The sequence below is a fragment of the Leptolyngbya sp. CCNP1308 genome, from assembly GCF_034932455.1.
GTDB lineage: Bacteria > Cyanobacteriota > Cyanobacteriia > Phormidesmidales > Phormidesmidaceae > Nodosilinea.
The window spans coordinates 140,103-158,801 of the sequence record NZ_JAYGIH010000004.1 but is presented as its reverse complement, the minus strand read 5'-3'; the positions used below and the strand labels follow the sequence as shown (position 1 = coordinate 158,801).

Genomic DNA, 18,699 nt, shown 5'->3' with positions numbered 1-18,699 from the left:
CCTACCAAACGGGGCGAAAAGTAGCTGAAGACTTCAAAGCCACGATGACAATTGTCTTTGATGACCTCTTGCCTCAATGGAACTACACCGCCGTCCCAGAAGTTCAGGTTATTTAATCCACGTTCCTAGGGAACCAGGCTGCTATAACAAAGATGAGCTGTTTTGGAATATATACCTATTTCAACCCAATGCTCAAATGCGATGCCGATCGCGCCTTCAGCGTTCTCAGTGAGATAGCCGCAGCTATGGCCAAGGGCGACCAAATTTACGTTCTGCGAGATCTGGCCGGGGTACCGGGACTGTACCAGCACCACGGCATCGACTGTGGCGACGGCACCGTCATCCACTACAGCAAAGCGGGGGCAGAGGCCGAGATCGCCTGCACCAGCTACGATGCCTTTGCTTGGCACAACCCGGTCTACACCGTGCGCAAATCGCTGATCTATGCCCCCGAGGTTGTGATTGAGCGGGCCACTAGCCGCCTGGGCGAGCGCCGGTACGACCTGCTGCTCAACAACTGCGAACATTTCGCTAACTGGTGCACCACCGGGCGCAGCGAGAGCCGCCAGTTGGCCAACTTTGGCCTGCGCACCGACCAGCTCAACCTCCCTGAACTGCGGCAACTGGCCGATCGCGATCGCCACACCACCAGCCCCACAGAAGCCCGCGCCAACTTTCAAAAAGCCCTGGGCGACATCGCCACCGCCTACAACACCACCCTGGCCGACCAGCAAACCGCCTACAAAGCCGCCGATGAATGGCATCGTGTCGCCCAAAAAGCCCTAGCTATGAACCGAGAAGATCTCGCGAGAGCAGCCCTCCACCGCAAGGTCGCAGCCAATCAGCGCATCGAAACCCTCACTGCCCAGCTCAGCGATCTAGTGGAGCTAGAACTGAATCTCCACCGAAGCCGGGCCTTTGTGGAGAGGCAGGTAGGGAGTGGGGGAGTAGATGGGTAGGGGGTAGATGGTTTGGGGGTAGGCCATTGCCCACCACCGAATAAAGCGTTTTCACTCAACCCCCCAGTCAGGATTAGCCACCCAGAGAATTGATTTCACCGGGCGTTGAACCAGATCTCCAGCGCTGTTGAGACGACCGTAGTGGGTGGTACCGTCGTACATCAGCGTTGAGGAGCTGCCGCCGTCGAGGTTGAGGGCTTGGGTGACACCGCGATCGCCCATCAGCCCCGCCACTTCCGCCATGGTCATGCCCGAGGGCGACACCCCCGGCACCTCGGCCACCATCACCAGCACCACGCTGCCGTCGGCCTTAAGGCCCACCGCCGATCGCGCATTGGGCGACTGGCTACCCAGGGCATCGCGGGCGACAGTGCGATCGATAAACCCTTCCTCCACCGAAGTATCTTGGGGCAGCAGCTGAGGCCCAGCACCGACCGCATCCACCAGGGCGCACCCCGCTGGCACAGGCTCCTGATGAAAGGTGATGTCGTAGCTCGGGGTGCCGCCGCAGTCGTAGCGGCGAAATTCTGAGCGATTCAAGATTCGATCCATATAGCTGGTCAGGTCGGGATTGCCAATCAGCCGATCGTTTTGGTTGGGGTCGGCCACCAGTGCGCCATCCTGCATTACGTAGGATGTCGTCAGCCCGTTGTTAGGGTCAAAGAAACCGGCGTTGATCGCTGCGGCTGCGCACCCCTCCCCCTCGCACACCTGGGAGACGATCTGATCCACCCGCGCCAGATCATTCACGACCGCTACCTGTACTGGGTAGCGCACCGGGTCCGGAATAGTCATCACATGGGCGATCGCGCTGGGCAATCTCACGGTTTCGTAAACCGGAGGCATCGCCGGTTGTGCTGGGACAGCATCCTCTAGAGCCGCGTCAGCCCCATCGGGGACAGGGGCACAGCTCGACAGTCCTAGGGCGACGGCGAGGCCAACGGCGAGGGAGGGTTGAACGGTAGAACGCATAGCGCCAACAACGGATTGCGTTCAGCAGTATAGCGAGAAGCGCAGGGGTATCTTCGGATTGTCGCTCCCCTAGCACCGACGCCCCTCGCACGGCAGCCCCAGTCTAGGGACATCCCCGGAGAGGATGGGCATACTGGAACCAGTTTGCTCTATGGATTGCATGACAGACGATGGCGGTTCCCATTGTGACAACCGATGCGGCTCAGCCGAGGGTGTATCCCTCGGTATCGGTGATTGTGCCCATCTACAACGGTGAGACCGACCTGCCTGAGCTGGTAGAGCGGCTGCTGGGGCAGCAGTACCCTGCCGATCGCGTCGAATTTTTGCTGGTGGATAATGGGAGCTGCGATCGCACCCCCGACCTGCTCCAAGCCGCCACCGCTACCGCCGCATCCCAGGGAATCCACCTCTGCGCCCTCACCTACAGCGATATCCAAAGCTCCTACGCCGCCCGCAACGCTGGCATCGCCGTCGCCACAGGGGAAATTCTTGCCTTTACCGATGCCGATTGCCACCCTGAGCCGAGCTGGCTCGCCGCCCTGGTGCAGCCCTTTACCGACCATTCTGTAGGGCTGGTCGCTGGGGAAATCAAAGCCCTGCCCAGCCAAAACTGGCTAGAGCGCTACGCCGATCGCCAGGGCACCCTCTCCCAGCACAACACCCTCAACCATACTTTTTTGCCCTATGGTCAAACGGCGAACCTGGCGGTGCGGGCCGAAATTTTGGGTACAGTTGGGCTCTTTCGTCCCCACCTGACCACGGGCGGGGACGCTGACCTGTGCTGGCGTATTCAGCAAGCCACCCCGTGGCGACTCGTCCACGCCGCCGATGCCGTGGTTTACCATCGCCATCGCAATACGCTAAAAGGCCTCCGCAGTCAGTGGTATCGCTATGGCTGCTCAAACCGCTACCTCCACGACCTCCACGGCGTCGATCTGATGCGCCCCCTCACGGCCAAAGAAATCCGCTACCGGCTGCTGCGCTGGGGGCTGAAAGAACTGCCCCAGGCTACCGCTAAGCTCCTGAACGGACGCGGCACCGCTCTGGAGCTAGCGATCGCCCCCTTGGATCTGTGGTGTGCCTACGCCCGCAGTCAGGGGCAGGCCCAGGCCGCTTTGCCCGAGGCAGCCCACACCATTGCTCATTTAGGGGAACCCGGTTGATGCGAATTTTGATGATCTCTACCACGTTTCCCTACCCGCCGACGCTGGGGGGCACCCAGATTCGCACGTTTTACCTACTCAAGCACCTGGCCCAACGGCACGAGGTCACGCTGGTAACGCAGCGATCCGACGAAGTAACGGAGGAGGAGGTGAATACCCTGTCTACCCATGTGGAGAAGCTGGTGTGCTTTCCTCGACCTACCGCCGCCGACCTGCAACCGGGGCTAACGGGCAAAGCCAGCCGCTTTGCCCATTTTCTCGCTACGGGTACGCCCCCCAGCACCACCTACCTGCATACCCCCACCATGCAGCGGTGGATCGACGAGTGGGTCGAGGGCAGCCACTGCGATGCCATCACCTGCGAACACAGTGTCAATGAAGTCTTTGTGCGCCCCAGCTATCGTCAGCGAGTCAAGAAGGTGGTGGTGGATATCCACAGCTCGCTCTATGGCACGCTGGTGAATCAGCTCCAGACGGGGACAGCGGAGAAGCCGCTGCGCGATCGCCTCAACCTACCCTTGCTGCGCCGCTACGAACGCCGCTACGCCCAGAAATTCACCGACCTGGTGATCACCACTGAGGAAGACCGCCAATTTTTTGCCCCGATTGCCGGAGCTACTCCCCTCCACGTGGTGCCCAACGGCGTCGATCTGGTGCAGTTCCCTTACCGCAGCGCTGACCCCGGCGGACACAGCCTGGTTTTTGTCGGCGCGATGGACTACATCGCCAATGTAGACACCGCAAAATTTCTGGCCCAGGTCATTCTGCCGCCCTTGCGCCAGCGCTACGCCGATGCCACGCTGTACCTGGTGGGCAACAAACCCACCGCAGAAGTCCAGGCGTTGGGCAATCTGCCGGGAGTCGTCGTCACCGGGCGGGTGCCGTCGGTGGCGGAGTATCTGCACCGAGCGACCGTGGCTGTGGTGCCAATGCGCATTGGCTTTGGCATTAAGAACAAAACCCTGGAGGCAATGGCGGCGGGGGTGCCGGTGGTGGCGAGCGATCGCGGCCTCGAAGGTCTCGCCGTAGACCAGCCCCAGCGGGCGCTGCGGGCCAACACGGTGGATGAGTATGTGGGGGCGATCGCTCAACTTTTTGACCAGCCCGACCTGCGCGCCACCCTCTCAGCGCGAGGCCGCGAACTCATCGAAGATACCTTCACCTGGGAGCGGGCCGGACAAGCCTACGAAGCAGTACTGAATGGCTAAATTTGAAATCGCTTCACCATAGGGCACAACGACCGTTAGAACTAGGCAATGGGAAAGGGGCATCGGTAGGATGGAGATAGGCGGCCCTCTGGCCTAGCCCAATTTCTAGGCCCCATCCTTTCAACTTCTGTAGCTCAACTATGGTGTCGCAAAAACTTGACCAGCTTAAAGCCCTATTCGCCGCGATGGATCGGGCGCTGATCGCCTATTCGGGCGGCATCGACAGCACCCTGGTGGCCAAGGTCGCCTACGACATGCTGGGCGATCGCGCCCTCGCCGTTACCGCCAACTCTCCCTCGCTCATGCCCGCCGATTTAGAAGAGGCCCAGGTGCAGGCGGCGGCGATCGGCATTGCCCACGAAATTGTCGCTACCCATGAGCTGGATAACCCCAACTACGCCGCCAACCCCGTCAACCGCTGCTACTTCTGCAAGAGCGAGCTGCACGACACCCTTAAGCCCCTGGCCCTGGGGCGGGGCTACCCCTACGTGGTGGATGGCGTCAACGCCGACGACCTGGGCGACTACCGCCCAGGCATTCAGGCGGCGCAGGAGCGGGGGGCGAGGTCACCCCTAGCTGAAATGGGCATCACCAAGTTTGAGGTGCGCGAGATCTCGCGGTTGCTGGGCCTGCCCTGGTGGGATAAGCCAGCCCAGCCCTGCCTCAGCTCGCGGTTTCCCTACGGTGAGGCGATTACCCTAGAAAAGCTGCGGCGGGTGGGCCAGGCGGAGCTGTACCTACGGCATCTGGGGCTGCGGCAGCTCAGGGTGCGATCGCAGGCCGACACCGCCCGCATCGAAATTCCGGCAGAAAATATTAAGGATTTTGTCGCCACCACTAATCTTGAAGCACTGGTAAAGGCGCTGCAAGACTACGGTTTCACCTACGTCACCCTCGATCTAGAGGGCTTTCGCAGCGGTAAGCTAAACCAGGATCTGCCCGCAACTGTCGTTAGCCCCTCAGAACGTTCCAGCCATGACCTATCTGCTTGCCGGTGACATTGGCGGCACCAAAACCATTCTGCGCCTGGTTCAGGCCAGCGCGCCCAGCCCAGAGACCCCGGTGATTCTCAAAACCGAGTTTGAGCGCACCTACTCCAGCCAGGCCTACCCCGACCTGGTGCCCATGGTGAAAGAATTTTTGCACCAGGCCGCCATTGACGCCGGGCATGCCTACGATGCCGAGCGGGCCTGCTTTGCGATCGCCGGGCCAGTGGTCGACAACATCTCTAGCCTCACCAACCTGGCCTGGTCGCTGGAGGGCGATCGCCTCCAGGTCGAGCTAGACCTCGACCGCGTTGAGTTAATCAACGACTTTGAAGCGGTCGGCTATGGCGTCTTTGGCCTTGCTGCCGAGGACATCCACACCCTACAAGCGGGCGATCCCGACGGCAATGCCCCGGTGGCCATCATCGGCGCGGGTACAGGGCTGGGGCAGGGGTTTGCCCTGGACACCAGCGGTCGGCCTCTGGTATTCCCTTCCGAGGGTGGGCACGCCGACTTTGCGCCGCGCTCAGAGCTAGAGTTTCAGCTGATGCGCTACCTGCTCGACAAGCACCAGATCTCCCGCGTGTCGGTGGAGCGGGTGGTGTCGGGCCAGGGGATTGTGGCGATCTACCAGTTTTTGCGCGATCGCGAGTTTGCCACCGAAACCCCAGAGATCGCTGAAGCCATCACCACCTGGGAACGCCAGACCGGCCTCTCCACCAAAACCGTTGACCCCGGAGCGGTGATTGCCCAGGCCGCCGTGGGCTGCCGCGATCGCCTCTCTCACAAAGCCATGGAGATTTTTGTCTCTGCCTACGGGGCCGAGGCGGGCAACCTGGCCCTCAAACTGCTGCCCTACGGCGGCCTTTACGTGGCCGGGGGCATCGCCGCCAAAAACCTTGACCTGATGACCTCGGGCTCTTTCCTCGACGCCTTTACCCACAAAGGCCGCGTCAGCCCCCTGCTCGATCGGGTGCCCGTACATATCGTGCTCAACCCCCAGGTGGGGCTGATTGGGGCCGCCCTGCGAGCCGCTACTCCTTAGAGTATCCCAACTAAAAAAGCATTCCTTTATCCCTTTAAAGAACGCGAACGCGGCCCAATAGGCCGGTCGCGGTGAGATCCCGGATAAGTATTTAGTTAGAACACTCTAAGGCGATAAAATCAAGCATGCAGTTACCCGTTTGTGAGGTATGGCAGGTCATAGCAAGTGGGCCAACATCAAGCGCCAAAAAGCGCGGGTTGACGCCGTAAGAGGCAAAACCTTCGCCAAAATGTCGCGAGAAATTATCGTAGCAGCCCGCCAGGGGGGCGACCCGGCGGGCAACTTTCAGCTGCGCACGGCGATCGATAAAGCCAAGGCGGCGGGGGTGCCCAACGACAATATTGACAGGGCGATTGCTAAGGGATCTGGCAACCTGGATGCCGACGACAGCTACGAAGCCATCCGCTACGAGGGCTACGGCCCCGGCGGCATCGCCGTGCTGATTGAAGCACTGACCGACAATCGCAACCGCACCGCCGCCGACCTGCGCGCCGCCTTCAGCAAAAGCAACGGCAACCTGGGTGAAACCGGCTGCGTCGGCTGGATGTTTGAGCAAAAAGGTGTCGTCACCATCGCCGCACCCGGCGACGAAGAAACCCTGCTCGAAGCCGCCATGGATGGCGGTGCCGAAACCTATGACCTCACCGAGCTGCTGGGCCGACGGGACGAAGTCATCCCCGGTGCCGAAATTTTCTGCGCCCCCACCGACCTAGAACAGCTTGACACCGCTCTCAAAACCCACGGCTACACCATCCACCAGGTCGAGCTGCGCTGGATTCCCAGCAACACTGTCCTGGTCGAAGACCCCGACCAGGCCCGCCTGCTGGTGAAACTGATGGATGCCCTCGAAGACCTCGACGATGTGCAGTCGGTCACCGCCAACTTTGACATGGCCGAGGAGCTGATGGATGCGATCGCGGCCTAGGAGCGCGGGGTCAATGGTGGGCAATGCCCACCCTACTCAACGCCAGACAGCAGTGAATAGGTGGCCGGAACCACAGAGCTGATGCGACCGACAGGCCCATTTGCAGAACAGACTTTTAAACCTATGATCACTTACTCCTTTCCGTCGGGTGCAGGGTGGCGGAACGTCCTTGCTCAACGGGGGTCTAGGGCCAGCGAAATGGCCCCAGCGGTAGACCTGGCTGTCCTCCCCTATTTTGCGCCGCGAACACCTCAACCACCATCCCCGCATTGCCGCCAGATCTTAAGATAAGACCGCTACCCCTTCGGGCAAACAACCGTTTGCCCCTACAACAGGAATGGTTTCATTAAAAACCTTCAAGCGTAGAAAAAATGACGATTTCGGGGATCACGCCCCAACAAGCGATCGCTAACGCCCTGCGGAAACCTCAAAAACCCTATAGATTAGAGAAATAGGGAACCATAACGGAAAAGGCGAGGACACCCACATGCGGGTATTGTTAATGACCGGCAAAGGCGGCGTAGGCAAAACCTCCGTAGCCGCCGCCACAGGCTTGCGCTGTGCCGAACTGGGCTACAAAACCCTGGTACTCAGCACCGACCCGGCCCACTCCCTGGCCGACAGCTTTGATATGGAACTCGGCCACGACCCGCGCCTTGTGCAGCCCAACCTCTGGGGCGCTGAGCTAGACGCCCTGATGGAGCTCGAAGGCAACTGGGGCGCGGTAAAGCGCTACATCACCGACGTGCTCCAAGCCCGTGGCCTAGAGGGCATCGAAGCCGAAGAGCTGGCCATTCTGCCCGGCATGGATGAGATTTTTAGCCTGGTGCGCATGAAGCGCCACCACGACGAAGGCGAGTACGACGTGCTGATTATCGACTCGGCCCCCACCGGCACCGCCCTGCGCCTGCTCAGCCTGCCCGAGGTGGCGGGTTGGTACATGCGCAAACTCTACAAACCTTTCCAGGCAGTCTCCGAAGCGCTGCGGCCCCTGGTGCAGCCCTTCTTTCGCCCAGTGGCGGGCTTTAACCTGCCCACCAAAGAGGTGATGGATGCCCCCTACGAATTCTATGAGCAGCTAATTGAGCTAGAGAAAGTGCTCACCGACGCGGGCACCACCTCCGTGCGCCTGGTCACCAACCCCGAAAAAATGGTGATCAAAGAATCCCTCCGCGCCCACGCCTACCTCAGCCTCTACAACGTCGGCACCGACCTGGTAATCGCCAACCGCATCATCCCCGACGAGGTGCAGGATCCCTTCTTTCAGCGCATGAAAGAAAAACAACAGCAGTACAAGCAGGAGATTCACGAGAACTTTCACCCCCTGCCGGTGAAAGAGGTGCCCCTATTTGCCGAAGAACTCTGTGGTCTAGAATCGCTCCAGCGGCTTAAAGAAACTCTGTACACCGACGAAGACCCCACCCAGGTCTACTACAAAGAAACCACTCTGCGCGTAGTGCAGGAGGAGGGCTGCTATAGCCTGGAGCTCTATCTGCCCGGCATTCCCAAAGACCAGATTGAGCTGAGCAAGTCTGCCGACGAGCTGAATGTGCGCATCGGCAACCACCGCCGCAACTTGGTGCTGCCCCAGGCTCTGGCGGCGCTCCAGCCCTCCGGCGCAAAGATGGAAGACGACTACCTGAAGATTCGCTTTGCCAGTGCTGGTTAATGGGTAGACCGGTTAGATACGGGGGGTTAGATCGGACAAAGCAGCGATCGCCTACATCATAGGAGCGCAATAGGAGCGCAGGTTGGGGATTGGCTAGATTCCACTTCCTCATATTTCCTACAGTTTTCCTATGGGGTTAACCTATGTTGGTAGGCGTTATTGTTGCTGGTTTAGTAATATCTCTGTCAGAGATTGCCTCTGGGCCATACCCTATATAAAGTGAGACAACCCTATAGCGTCGGCCAGACTCCGCTATGTTTTAGCTAACGTGGCGGCTGCTGTAGCATCAAGAACTATTAATTGCAGGCGATAACACCCCCATGAGCCAGACACCCAACGGACACGATGAGTTTGAACGCCACCGAGAACTCACTCAAAACCAGGAGGTCTATCGCCTTAGGCAAGAGCAAGATCGGTTGCGGGCGGCGCAGCGACGCTCTAGATTGGCCTGGGTACGCAATACGATCGCTCTGCTGATCGGTGCCCTAGAGGTGCTACTGAGTCTGCGCTTCTTTCTGCGCCTGTCTAGCGCCAACCCCGACAACCCGTTTGCCCGAACCATTTATGCTCTGGCAGAGCCGTTTATGTGGCCGTTTTCGACCCTCTTTATTAGCCCTACCAGCGCCGATGCCACGCGAATTTTTGATCTCAACAACCTGATCGCGATGATTGTCTACGCGCTGCTGGGGGGATTGGCGATCGCCCTGGTGAACTATTTTCAAGGCCCAGGCTACCAAAGCCGCTAGCCATTGCCACAGCATTAGAAGTTGTAAACGGCATACCCTAGGGCTCTAGCTTGCCGCCCACAAACGGGGTGCTCCAGATGGCCCAGTTTTCTTTGTTGAAGGGCGATCGCCAGCGGCGAATTAGCTCCAGTTCTAGAGACTGGCGGGCTTTGCGATCGCCGTCGGCATGGGGCCAAAAGCCAATATTCACCGCTACGGGCAGACTGTGAACCCGGTGGGCTTCCACATAGCTGAGAATGTAGCGCTTGCAGTCGTGTACCCCTTTCCAGCGCTGGTTTGACTTGACGGTTTCGCCCACGTAGAGCAGCACCGCCGCGTCGTGATCGACCACAAAGTACAGGGCAGGTACGCCCGTCTCTTGAAACTGGCCGCGCCAGAACTCGGCATTGCGGGGCAGCAGGGTAAAGGGGTCAAGGGTCTCCGCAGGCGAAGCATTCACGACATCGAACAGCGACCCCTGCACCGATGGGTCAGCCTTGACGGTGGCCTGAAACTGGGCCACCCGCTGCTTCCAGCCCTGGAGCTCGTCCGCTGGCATCGCGGACCCCGCTGGGCGGTTGTAGGCCCACGACAGATCCGCCGCCCGCAGATCGGCGTCGGAGAGCAGGGAGGGCTGACAGTCGGGCATGGGGCTACTGGTAGCGGCTACGGCTTCTGATGATAGTGCATAACCCCAGCGATAGCGTTGAGGATGAAGTGCCTACAGGCGCGATCGCAGCGCCTCTGGCCCAATATCTTCTACGGTGTAGCCCTTGGGGTAGCTGCGAATGGATTGATCGACCAAGAAACCGGGCTCAGTGCGCGGCGGCAGGCGGCGCAAGAGGCGACTGCGGGCTTTGAGGGCCGTGTTGGCTAACTGCTGCACCGCTACCGGCACCGACTGCCATCCCAGCGCCGTCAACAACGGCGGGTCGAGCAGGCAGGGCAGTCCCCAGTTAACCAGGGGGCGGGTAGGGGCAGGAAACCAGGACAGCAGCAGTCGTCGGGTGGCATCGGCGACTCGCTGGTTGGCAGGGGTATAGGCAAAATGCTCGGTCTCAAATTCGTGGTTGAACTGCTCAAACGCTTCGTAGGTCGGCGGAATAGATTGAATGCCCATGCGATCGCCAATCGCCCGCCAAAAGTAGTAGCAGGCCAGCCGCTCTTTCTCACAAAAGGGCCGCCAGCCAAAGCGATCGCACCACCGAATCGGCTCGTACACAAAGGTCGAGAGCACGTAGAGGTAATCGCGGTTGCCAATGGCGTAGTGGCGGTGAATGGCATTCATGCGCTGAATAAACGCCTCGCCTCGGGGGCTGTCGTAGCCGTGCTTGAGCACCTCAGACACCACAATGCCGGTGTCGTCGTAGCGCTTTTGGGCGTGGTGGCGAAACTCGCCGGTTCTATCCAGCAGCGCCGACACGCTGGGAATACAGAACGTCCGCAGCAGAGCCACCTCCAGGGCGCGGGTGACATCCCACGGGAACTCATACCCCGCCAGCAGGTGGCAGATTTCGGCGTGGTCGCGCTCGGGATCGAGGCTCTGGATGCGGCGTAGGGTGGTGTAGCGATCCATAGGTCATCAGGGGTTTGAGATTGAGGGGTTGGCCTGGGAAAGGTCTTTCCAATGGTGGGCAGTACCCTTGGGATGGCGCTTGCACAGAATTTTCCCTGTGGTGGGCAGTGCCCACCCTACGACAGCGCGACCCTAGAATTCGATGCCGGGTTGGGCTTTGATGCCCTGTTCGCGGAAGGGGTGCTTAACCAGGGTCATCTCCGTCACTAGATCCGCCTGGTCGATTAGCGCCTGGGGTGCCCCTCGCCCGGTGAGAATGACGTGGGTCATCTCCGGCTTTTCGGCCAGCCCCGTCACCACCTGATCGACGCTCAGAAAGCCGTGCTTGAGGGCGATATTCACCTCGTCAAGCAGAACAGTTTTGTACTCAGGGTTGCGGATGTAGGAAAGCGCCGTTTCCCAGGCGGTTTGGGCGGTTTGGGTGTCGCGATCGCGATCCTGCGTATCCCAGGTAAACCCTTCGCCCATGGCGTGAAAGCTGAGCTGGTCGCCAAACCGCTCCAGCACCGCCTTCTCCGCCGGTTCCCACGCGCCCTTGATAAACTGCACGATTGCCACTCGATAGCCGTGGCCAAGGGAGCGCAGCACCATGCCCAGGGCGGCGGTGGTTTTGCCCTTGCCGTTGCCGGTGTTGATAATCACTAGCCCCTTTTCGACGTTGCGATCGGCGATGCGCTGCTGCTGCACCTCCTGGCGGCGCTGCATTTTGCGGCGATATTGTTCTTCCGATAAACCCGCCCCTTCAGCCTCTTGGCTCAGGGCGGCAGCGGCGGCATCGAGAGGATTGGCGGTGTCAGTAGGTTGGGTCATAGGGTCTCAGGTAGAGAGGTGAAAGGGCAAAACTCGTAGACGAGCCGCGCGGCTTAGTTTGCGGTTTCTGGATTACTTAGCCAGATTAAGCTGCCACGACACGCCAAAGCGATCGTTCACCCAGCCAAATCGCTGGCTAAAGCCATAGTCATCTAACGGCATCAACACTTCGCCACCGGCTGAAAGCTGCTCAAAGGCCTGTTCAAGCTCAGTATCGCTGGTGCAATCGACGAATAGCGACATCGAGGGGGTAAACGAAAAGTCGTGGGGTATGGGGCTGTCGGTGCACATGATTGTCAGCCCGCCCACAATCAGGGTAGCCTGCTTCACGGTGCCTTCTCTGCCCAGCTCACCAGCACCGTAATAGTCAATCTCATCGACCTGACACCCGCTAAAGGTCGAGGCATACAGGGTCATGGCCTCCTCAGCGGAGCCTTCAAACATGAGAAAAGGGGTAACGGTATTGGCCATACTCGGTTGTAGATTAAGGACGAGTCGTCGTGATAACACCTCTAGCAGATGCTAGAATAATTCAGCCTAAGGGCATGTAGCTCAGTGGATAGAGCACTAGATTCCGGTTCTAGGGGTCGCAGGTTCGAATCCTGCCATGCTCGTTTCTTACACAGCACAGGGTTTACCCGCTCCGCCAAATCTCTATCTGGTGGAGGTTGCTGTGATTTGTGCCTATATCTAACTTTTATGCTCAGAGGCGACTCATGGCTCAGCATAGCGATCGCGGAGTCGTTGGCGAATGGCGCTAATTTCTGTAGAAGCATCTAAAAGTTGACCGCGCTCAGCCTCGACAGCCCCTAACAAAACCTCATGACGCAATTCGGCAAACCGTCGCTGGTAGGTTTGCTCTCGCTCAGCTAAGGCTTGAAGTCCAGCCAGAAACATTTCGTCGAGAGTGGTGTATTTGCCCCTGGCAATTTGGCGATCGGCAAATTGTTGTAGCCCAGGCGGCAAAGATAGGGCCATCGCAGCAAGGGAGTAATTTAGTATTGTTGGCCATCGGTTGATCTAGGCATAGAGCGACTTTGAACGGTCTACAGGGGGCGCGATCGCTCGGGTTTGCGGCTGTCCCACGACAGTTCTAGAGCCTTGCGAAAGTCATCCATAGCCAGGGCGGCATTGTTGCCCAGGCGAATGTTGGTGTGGCCGCGACCAATGTAGGCCTCGGCCAGGGTGGCGCTGATCTCGATGGCGCGGTTGAAGTCGTCGAGGGCCATCGCCCACTCGTCGAGAAAGTAGAGGGCGTAGCCGCGATCGCAGTAGGCCAGGGCATCACTGTCGTTGATATCGAGGGCCAGGTCAAAGTCGGCGATCGCCGCCGCGTAGTCTTCTTGGCGGCTAAACACCCGACCTCGGTTAGCCAAGATGCGGCCACTGTGGGGGTTGAAGCGCAGGGCCAGGGTGTAGTCGGCGATCGCCCCCTCCATGTCGCCCACCTGGGCCCGCAGCAGCCCCCGGCTGTCGTACAAGTCGGCCAGGCGAAAGCGCAGGTTGAGTGGGGTATCTTCGCTCAGGGTGGCGTCCGGGCTGTCGAGGGCCAGGCCCACCAGGGTTTGGTTATAGGAGCGGTCTTGCAGGGCGGGGTTGAGCTCTAGCACCGTGGTGTAGTCGTCGATCGCCCCCTGAAAGTCACCCAGCTCGTGGCGCAGCATGCCCCGGTTGATATAGGCTTCGGCGTAGTCAACCTGGCAGTCGAGGGCGCGGTTGATGTCGAGGGTGGCCTGGTAGGTGTTGCGCAGCTGAAAGTAGGCCACTGCCCGGTAGTTATAGGCTTCGGCGTGGTGGGGCTGGCTCTGCAACAGCCGTGAAAAGTCGACGATGGCAGCCTGGTAGGCCTCGCGGCGGGGTTCGGCCAGGGCGGCGTGGGCTCCCTGCTTGAGGTGGGCCAGCCCCCGCCACAGCAAAATTTTGGCAAACTTGGGCTGCTCGGCCAGCACAACCGAGAAATCGGCGATCGCGCCGCCGTAATCTTCTAAATCGAGCTTGATGCGGCCCCGGTTGCCGTAGGCCTTCACTGACGCAGGCTGAAGCTCAATGGCCCGGTCTAGATCGCCCAGAGCCTGGCCTAACTGCCCCACCAGGCGATAGACGCTACCCCGGTTGATGTAAGCATTGGTGAAGTGCGGCTCCAGCCGCAGAGCGGCAGAAAAGTCGTCGATCGCCGCCCCGTGGCGGCCCAGGTCGCGGTGGGCGCAACCCCGGTTATAGAAGGCCTTGGCACAGGCCTGGTCAATGGCGATGGCCTGGGAAAACTGAGCGATCGCCGCCTCAAAATAGCCCAAGCGGGCCTGCTCAATACCCGCTTTGAGAAGGTCGCTAAGTTGCCGATCTTGGGTTGTCATAAGCCCGCCGGGGAATTCAACACTACTACCGTGTAAATCGAACCTGGGCACTGATCTAACCTTGCCGATGCCCCTGACCCCAAAGCTACTTATTATTATGCCCTATCTCGTCAACCGTGGTAGTACCTAGCTGGCGACCTGACGCAGTGCCTGCACCGTAGCCACAACGCCTGCTACCACATGATCGATTTCAGCAGCGGTAGTAAACCGCCCCAGGCCAAAGCGCAGCGAGGCATAGGCCAACCCATCCTCCCGTCCTAACGCCTTGAGCACGTGGGACGGGGTCGTGCTGGCGGTGCTACAGGCCGCCCCCGACGACAGCGCCACAATTCCCCGCAGCCCCAGCAGCAGCGCCTGGCCATCGACCCCCGCAAAACTGACGTTGAGGTTGCCGGGCAGTCGCCGGGTGGCATGGCCATTGAGGTGCAGGCCATCTAAGGATTGCAGATTCTCCCACAGCCGCTGGCGCAGCGACACCAGTCGAGCCGATTCGGCCTCTAATTCCCCCAAGCCCAGCTCTACTGCCTTGGCAAAGCCGACAATTTGGGGTGGATACAGGGTGCCCGACCTGAGCCCCCGCTCGTGGCCACCGCCGTGGAGCTGCGGGGCCAGGGGCACCCGGGGTCGCCGCCGCACGTAGAGCGCGCCCGTGCCCTTGGGGCCGTAAACTTTGTGGGCCGTCAGCGACAGCAGATCCACATTCATGGCCTCGACGTCGAGGGGAATTTTGGCGATCGCCTGGGCTGCGTCGCTGTGGAAGAAGACCTGGCGATCGCGGCACCGCGCCCCAATCTCCGCCAGCGGTTGCAGCACCCCAATCTCATTGTTGGCCGCCATCACCGACACCAGTACCGTATCGTCGCGAAAGGCTTTATCTAGGGCATCTAAATCCACCAGTCCGTCGGGCTGCACCGGCAGGTAGGTGACCTCAAAGCCCAGAGATTCGAGATACCGGCAGGGGTCGAGCACGGCGCTGTGCTCCGTCTGCACCGTAATCAGGTGTCGGCCCCGGCTAAAGCAGGCTTCGGCAATGCCCTTGATCGCCAGGTTGTTGGCCTCGGTGGCACCGCTGGTAAAGACAATCTCCTCAGGGCTGGCGTGAATGGCAGCGGCAATGGTTTCCCTAGCCTTTGTCACCGCCGCCTCGGCCTCCCAACCGTAGGCGTGGGTGAGGCTGGCGGGGTTGCCAAAGTGCTCGGTAAAAAACGGCAGCATCGCCTCCACCACCCGCGGATCTACCGGAGTCGTGGCGTGGCAGTCGAGATAAATCGGTCGATGTACCATAGGCCCTATGAATACTCCCAGTCACCTGATTCTGAATCTGGCGGTGCTGCGTCGCCCGGTGGCTCCTGCTATGACCTGGCCGATTTTAATTGGCGGGCTAATTCCCGATGCGGCCCTGTTTGTATTTTACGGCTGGGCTCGCGGGCAGGGGCTACCCGCCCAAACTATCTGGAACGAGGCCTATTACAGCCAGCCCTGGCAGGCCATTTTTGCCGTGGGCAACTCCATTCCCCTGGGGCTGGTGGGGGTGGCCCTCGGCTATGCCCTCAGACGGGCCTGGCTGGGATTTCTGGGAGCCAGCATGGTGCTGCACCACTTGGCTGACCTACCCCTGCACCACGACGATGCCCATCAGCACTTTTGGCCCCTCAGCTTGGTGCGGTTCATCAGCCCCGTCTCCTACTGGGATGTAGACCACTTTGGCCGCTGGGGAGCCACCATTGAACTGCTGCTGGTGCTGGCGGCTACCGCTTACCTATTGCCCCGCCTCAGCTCTAGGGTCAGCCAGGGGCTGCTGGGTATAACCGCAGCACTGATCGCCGTCGCCTATGGCGTGCTTGTGCTGATTCCCCTGGGCTAGGCGTTGTCAAGGACTAAACACCTGGTACTGGTTGCGCCCGGCGTCTTTGGCCCCATAGAGGGCCTGGTCGGCCGCCTCGAGAATGCCCTCCGCAGGACTGCCGGGGGTCGGCATGATGGTGGCAATGCCAAAGCTGAGGGTAATGGTGTCGCCGCTGGGGCTGGCCCCATGGGGCAGGTCAAGGGTTTGCAGGTGATGGCGCACCAGCTGCACTACGCGAATGGCTCCAGAGGTGTCGGTGTCGGGCAGCACCAGGGCAAACTCTTCGCCGCCGTAGCGGGCGGCCAGATCGGCGGGGCGGCGCACGCCAAAGCGAATGGCGCTGGCAATCTCTACCAGGCACTGGTCGCCTGCGGCGTGGCCGTAGGTGTCGTTGTAGGGCTTGAAGTAATCGACATCGGCCAAAATCACGCTCAGCGGTTTGCGCTCTCGGGTCAGCCGCTGCCACTCTTGGCTGAGGTACTCATCGAGCCAGCGGCGGTTGGCCAGCTGGGTCAGGCTGTCTACCTTAGAGATGCGATCGAGTTCTTGGTTGGCGGTCTGGAGCTGATGGTATAGCTCCGCCTGGTGCAGCGCCGTGTTGAGCTGATCGGCAAAATGTTGCAGCATATTGGCTTCAAAGGGCTGCCACTGGCGCTGTTCGCCGCAGGCATGCACCACCAAAAGTCCCCACAGCGGCTGGCGATTCCGGGACGGATACTCGTTCCGAGTCGGTTCCCGTTTCTGGGATGCCGCAGGCTTTACGCTTCGCAAATCGCCCCCCAAGGGATGGGCAATGGGCGCAATCATCGCCGACTTCACCTGCATGGCCGAGAGAAAGGCTACTAAGTCTGGTGTCCAGGGTTCCGCCGTATTGTCGTTGACGATGTAGGGTTGCCCGGTGCGCAGTTTTTCTAGGTAGGCGACGGGCAGTCGCCCCGATGGAATTATGGCGTCGGCCAGAGTGTCGTACTCGGGGTTGGAGGCCTGCTGGGCAATGCGGCGATCGCCACTGGCCAAGATCTGAAAAATCACCGCCCGATCGGCGTCAAACACCGTTTTAACGCCAGCTACCGTGGCACTCAAAATCGTATCGAGGTCGAGGGTTTCGCGCACTCGGGCGGTGAGCGCGCGCAGCAGCTGCTCCTGATCTACCCGGCGGCTGAGGGCGGCTTCGGTAGCTTGCAAACTGGCCTGTAGTTGCCGACGCTCCGTGCAATCTTCGCCCCAGCCCACCATGTAGCGCGGTTGATTTTGGTCATCGTTGACCACTTGCACATAGGCATGAATCCAACGCACATCGCCGTCAGGGCGCACAATGCGATACTCCCGCTGCACAGAATTGCCGTCAAACTGCCGCCCAATAGACGCCTGCACCCGAGGCAAATCGTCGGGATGCACCTGCCGCAGCCACAGACGCGGATCGCTGTAGAGCAATGCTGGCGGATGGCCCCAAATGCGTTCGTAGGCCGCGCTGACGTACAAAAACTGACCCGACACCGCATCGCGAATGAATAGAACCTGCTCAACGTGTTGGGTGAAAAGCTCAAACAGCTGCTCGGTTTGACTGCCCACAGAACGGGACTGGATCTGTTGTTGCAAACCCTGCTGGTAAACGCTTTGGCCGAGGTGTCGAGCCGCATGGATCAGCAAATCGCGGCTGGACAGGTTCCACAGACGCGGGCTGCGGCACTGGTGGGCAATGAGCATTCCCCAGAGACAGGAACCGGCAAATATCGGCACGGCCAGTTTGGCCTGCACCTGTAGGCGACTCAGTAAGTCAGCGTAGCAAGGCTCAAGGGTGCTGTCTTGCACATCGGCCACTAGGCTGCATTGGCTCTGACGGCAGCGATCTTCCCAGCCGCTGGCCATGCAGGATTCGGTAAAGCGATCGCCCCGCAAAGACCGCCAGGAGGCCCCCACCGACTCTGCGGCAACGCAGCCGTCATGGGGAGACAGCACCTGATAGACCACCACTCGATCGGTGTCGAGCAGCGGACGCAGCCGATCGACGCCCTGCTGAAGCAAGGCTTCTAGCCCACTGCCCACTGCTGCCGCCTCGCAGATCGCAGTTACCGTATCCAAAATTTGCGCTGGGCTAATATCGGGTTGGGGTAGAGAGTGGCGCGTCATGCGTCAGACATAGCCAGAGAAAATCAGTACTCAATCAGCCATTACCCTGCCGTGCTCATCATCTGCTTCAGCCACCATCGACTGTCGGGAACTACCGTTTCAAAATCCGCTGCTGACCCAGGAAGCTCACACCCCAGCCCTAGATTAATTTTTTGCCGGAGCTTAAAAATCAGGCGTGGGTACGGCCCAGACCTGTCTTACACTATGCCAAAAGTTAGGGCATACACCGGCAAAAAGACCCCTAATTGAGGTAATTGGCTCTAAATTAAGCCACAGCCGCTAAAAAGGCCTGGGTAGGCCTACTGAAATTTCAAACATGGCCCATACCTAG

The 18,699-nt window shown here is 60.0% G+C and carries 18 protein-coding genes and 1 tRNA gene; 10 read left to right on the top strand and 9 right to left on the bottom strand.

From position 1 onward, the window contains the following. Positions 1-188 precede the first annotated feature (188 nt). Positions 189-959, top strand: coding sequence for a lecithin retinol acyltransferase family protein (locus tag VB780_RS03830; protein WP_323349816.1), 771 nt, complete (start codon positions 189-191; stop codon positions 957-959). A 51-nt stretch (positions 960-1,010) separates the two neighbouring features. On the opposite strand, the gene VB780_RS03825 is transcribed toward VB780_RS03830, so the two are convergent. Then, positions 1,011-1,931, bottom strand: a complete 921-nt coding sequence (locus VB780_RS03825) for a phosphodiester glycosidase family protein (protein ID WP_323349815.1) — start codon at positions 1,929-1,931, stop codon at positions 1,011-1,013. Positions 1,932-2,101: 170 nt separating this feature from the next. Between VB780_RS03825 and VB780_RS03820 the strand changes: the two genes are divergently transcribed. The 7 genes from VB780_RS03820 (at position 2,102) to VB780_RS03790 (ending at position 9,673) form a co-directional block, all read left to right on the top strand. Then, entirely contained in the window at positions 2,102-3,094 is a 993-nt protein-coding gene (locus VB780_RS03820; RefSeq protein WP_323349814.1) for a glycosyltransferase, read from the top strand. After that, positions 3,094-4,302 carry a glycosyltransferase family 4 protein gene (locus tag VB780_RS03815; protein WP_323349813.1) on the top strand — a complete coding sequence of 403 codons (1,209 nt, stop codon included), beginning with the start codon at positions 3,094-3,096 and terminating at the stop codon, positions 4,300-4,302. Before VB780_RS03820 ends, VB780_RS03815 begins: the two co-directional genes overlap by 1 nt. 140 nt (positions 4,303-4,442) lie before the next feature. Beyond that, positions 4,443-5,300: an ATP-dependent sacrificial sulfur transferase LarE gene (gene larE, locus VB780_RS03810; protein ID WP_323349812.1), complete on the top strand. Its 858-nt coding sequence runs from the start codon at positions 4,443-4,445 to the stop codon at positions 5,298-5,300. After that, a complete protein-coding gene (locus VB780_RS03805; protein ID WP_323349811.1) occupies positions 5,278-6,333 on the top strand; it encodes a glucokinase in 1,056 nt (351 codons plus the stop codon). Before larE ends, VB780_RS03805 begins: the two co-directional genes overlap by 23 nt. Positions 6,334-6,481: 148 nt before the next feature. Then, positions 6,482-7,258 (top strand): YebC/PmpR family DNA-binding transcriptional regulator, encoded by a 777-nt coding sequence (locus VB780_RS03800; protein ID WP_323349810.1) that lies wholly within the window; start codon positions 6,482-6,484, stop codon positions 7,256-7,258. A gap of 487 nt (positions 7,259-7,745) precedes the next feature. Beyond that, the gene (locus VB780_RS03795; protein ID WP_323349809.1) at positions 7,746-8,927 is read left to right on the top strand and encodes a TRC40/GET3/ArsA family transport-energizing ATPase; all 1,182 of its coding nucleotides are present in this window, start codon (positions 7,746-7,748) and stop codon (positions 8,925-8,927) included. Between the two features lie 320 nt (positions 8,928-9,247). Then, on the top strand, positions 9,248-9,673 hold the full coding sequence (locus tag VB780_RS03790) for a YggT family protein (RefSeq protein ID WP_323349808.1): 426 nt from the start codon (positions 9,248-9,250) through the stop codon (positions 9,671-9,673). A 37-nt stretch (positions 9,674-9,710) separates the two neighbouring features. Here VB780_RS03790 and VB780_RS03785 read toward each other — a convergent pair whose 3' ends face one another. The 4 genes from VB780_RS03785 to VB780_RS03770 all read right to left on the bottom strand — a co-directional run bounded on the left by VB780_RS03785 (position 9,711) and on the right by VB780_RS03770 (position 12,509). Continuing rightward, on the bottom strand, positions 9,711-10,301 hold the full coding sequence (locus VB780_RS03785) for a GIY-YIG nuclease family protein (RefSeq protein WP_323349807.1): 591 nt from the start codon (positions 10,299-10,301) through the stop codon (positions 9,711-9,713). Between the two features lie 72 nt (positions 10,302-10,373). After that, positions 10,374-11,228, bottom strand: a complete 855-nt coding sequence (locus tag VB780_RS03780; RefSeq protein ID WP_323349806.1) for an oxygenase MpaB family protein — start codon at positions 11,226-11,228, stop codon at positions 10,374-10,376. 132 nt (positions 11,229-11,360) lie between these two features. Further along, on the bottom strand, positions 11,361-12,038 hold the full coding sequence (gene cobO / locus VB780_RS03775; protein WP_323349805.1) for a cob(I)yrinic acid a,c-diamide adenosyltransferase: 678 nt from the start codon (positions 12,036-12,038) through the stop codon (positions 11,361-11,363). A gap of 72 nt (positions 12,039-12,110) precedes the next feature. Further along, positions 12,111-12,509, bottom strand: a complete 399-nt coding sequence (locus VB780_RS03770) for a VOC family protein (protein WP_323349804.1) — start codon at positions 12,507-12,509, stop codon at positions 12,111-12,113. A 70-nt stretch (positions 12,510-12,579) separates the two neighbouring features. Between VB780_RS03770 and VB780_RS03765 the strand changes: the two genes are divergently transcribed. Then, a tRNA-Arg gene (locus VB780_RS03765) sits at positions 12,580-12,652 on the top strand. Between the two features lie 100 nt (positions 12,653-12,752). Here the strand turns inward: VB780_RS03765 and VB780_RS03760 are convergent. The 3 genes from VB780_RS03760 to VB780_RS03750 all read right to left on the bottom strand — a co-directional run bounded on the left by VB780_RS03760 (position 12,753) and on the right by VB780_RS03750 (position 15,676). Then, on the bottom strand, positions 12,753-13,016 hold the full coding sequence (locus VB780_RS03760; protein ID WP_323349803.1) for a type II toxin-antitoxin system ParD family antitoxin: 264 nt from the start codon (positions 13,014-13,016) through the stop codon (positions 12,753-12,755). Positions 13,017-13,084: 68 nt separating this feature from the next. Beyond that, a complete protein-coding gene (locus tag VB780_RS03755; RefSeq protein WP_323349802.1) occupies positions 13,085-14,392 on the bottom strand; it encodes a tetratricopeptide repeat protein in 1,308 nt (435 codons plus the stop codon). Between the two features lie 126 nt (positions 14,393-14,518). Beyond that, complete coding sequence (locus VB780_RS03750; protein WP_323349801.1) at positions 14,519-15,676, bottom strand: cysteine desulfurase family protein; 1,158 nt, start codon at positions 15,674-15,676, stop codon at positions 14,519-14,521. 7 nt (positions 15,677-15,683) lie between these two features. On the opposite strand from VB780_RS03750, the gene VB780_RS03745 reads away from it, so the two are divergent. Then, positions 15,684-16,256 carry a hypothetical protein gene (locus VB780_RS03745; RefSeq protein ID WP_323349800.1) on the top strand — a complete coding sequence of 191 codons (573 nt, stop codon included), beginning with the start codon at positions 15,684-15,686 and terminating at the stop codon, positions 16,254-16,256. 6 nt (positions 16,257-16,262) lie between these two features. Here VB780_RS03745 and VB780_RS03740 read toward each other — a convergent pair whose 3' ends face one another. Beyond that, positions 16,263-18,368, bottom strand: a complete 2,106-nt coding sequence (locus tag VB780_RS03740) for a diguanylate cyclase domain-containing protein (protein ID WP_323349799.1) — start codon at positions 18,366-18,368, stop codon at positions 16,263-16,265. Between the last annotated feature and the right edge of the window lie 331 nt (positions 18,369-18,699).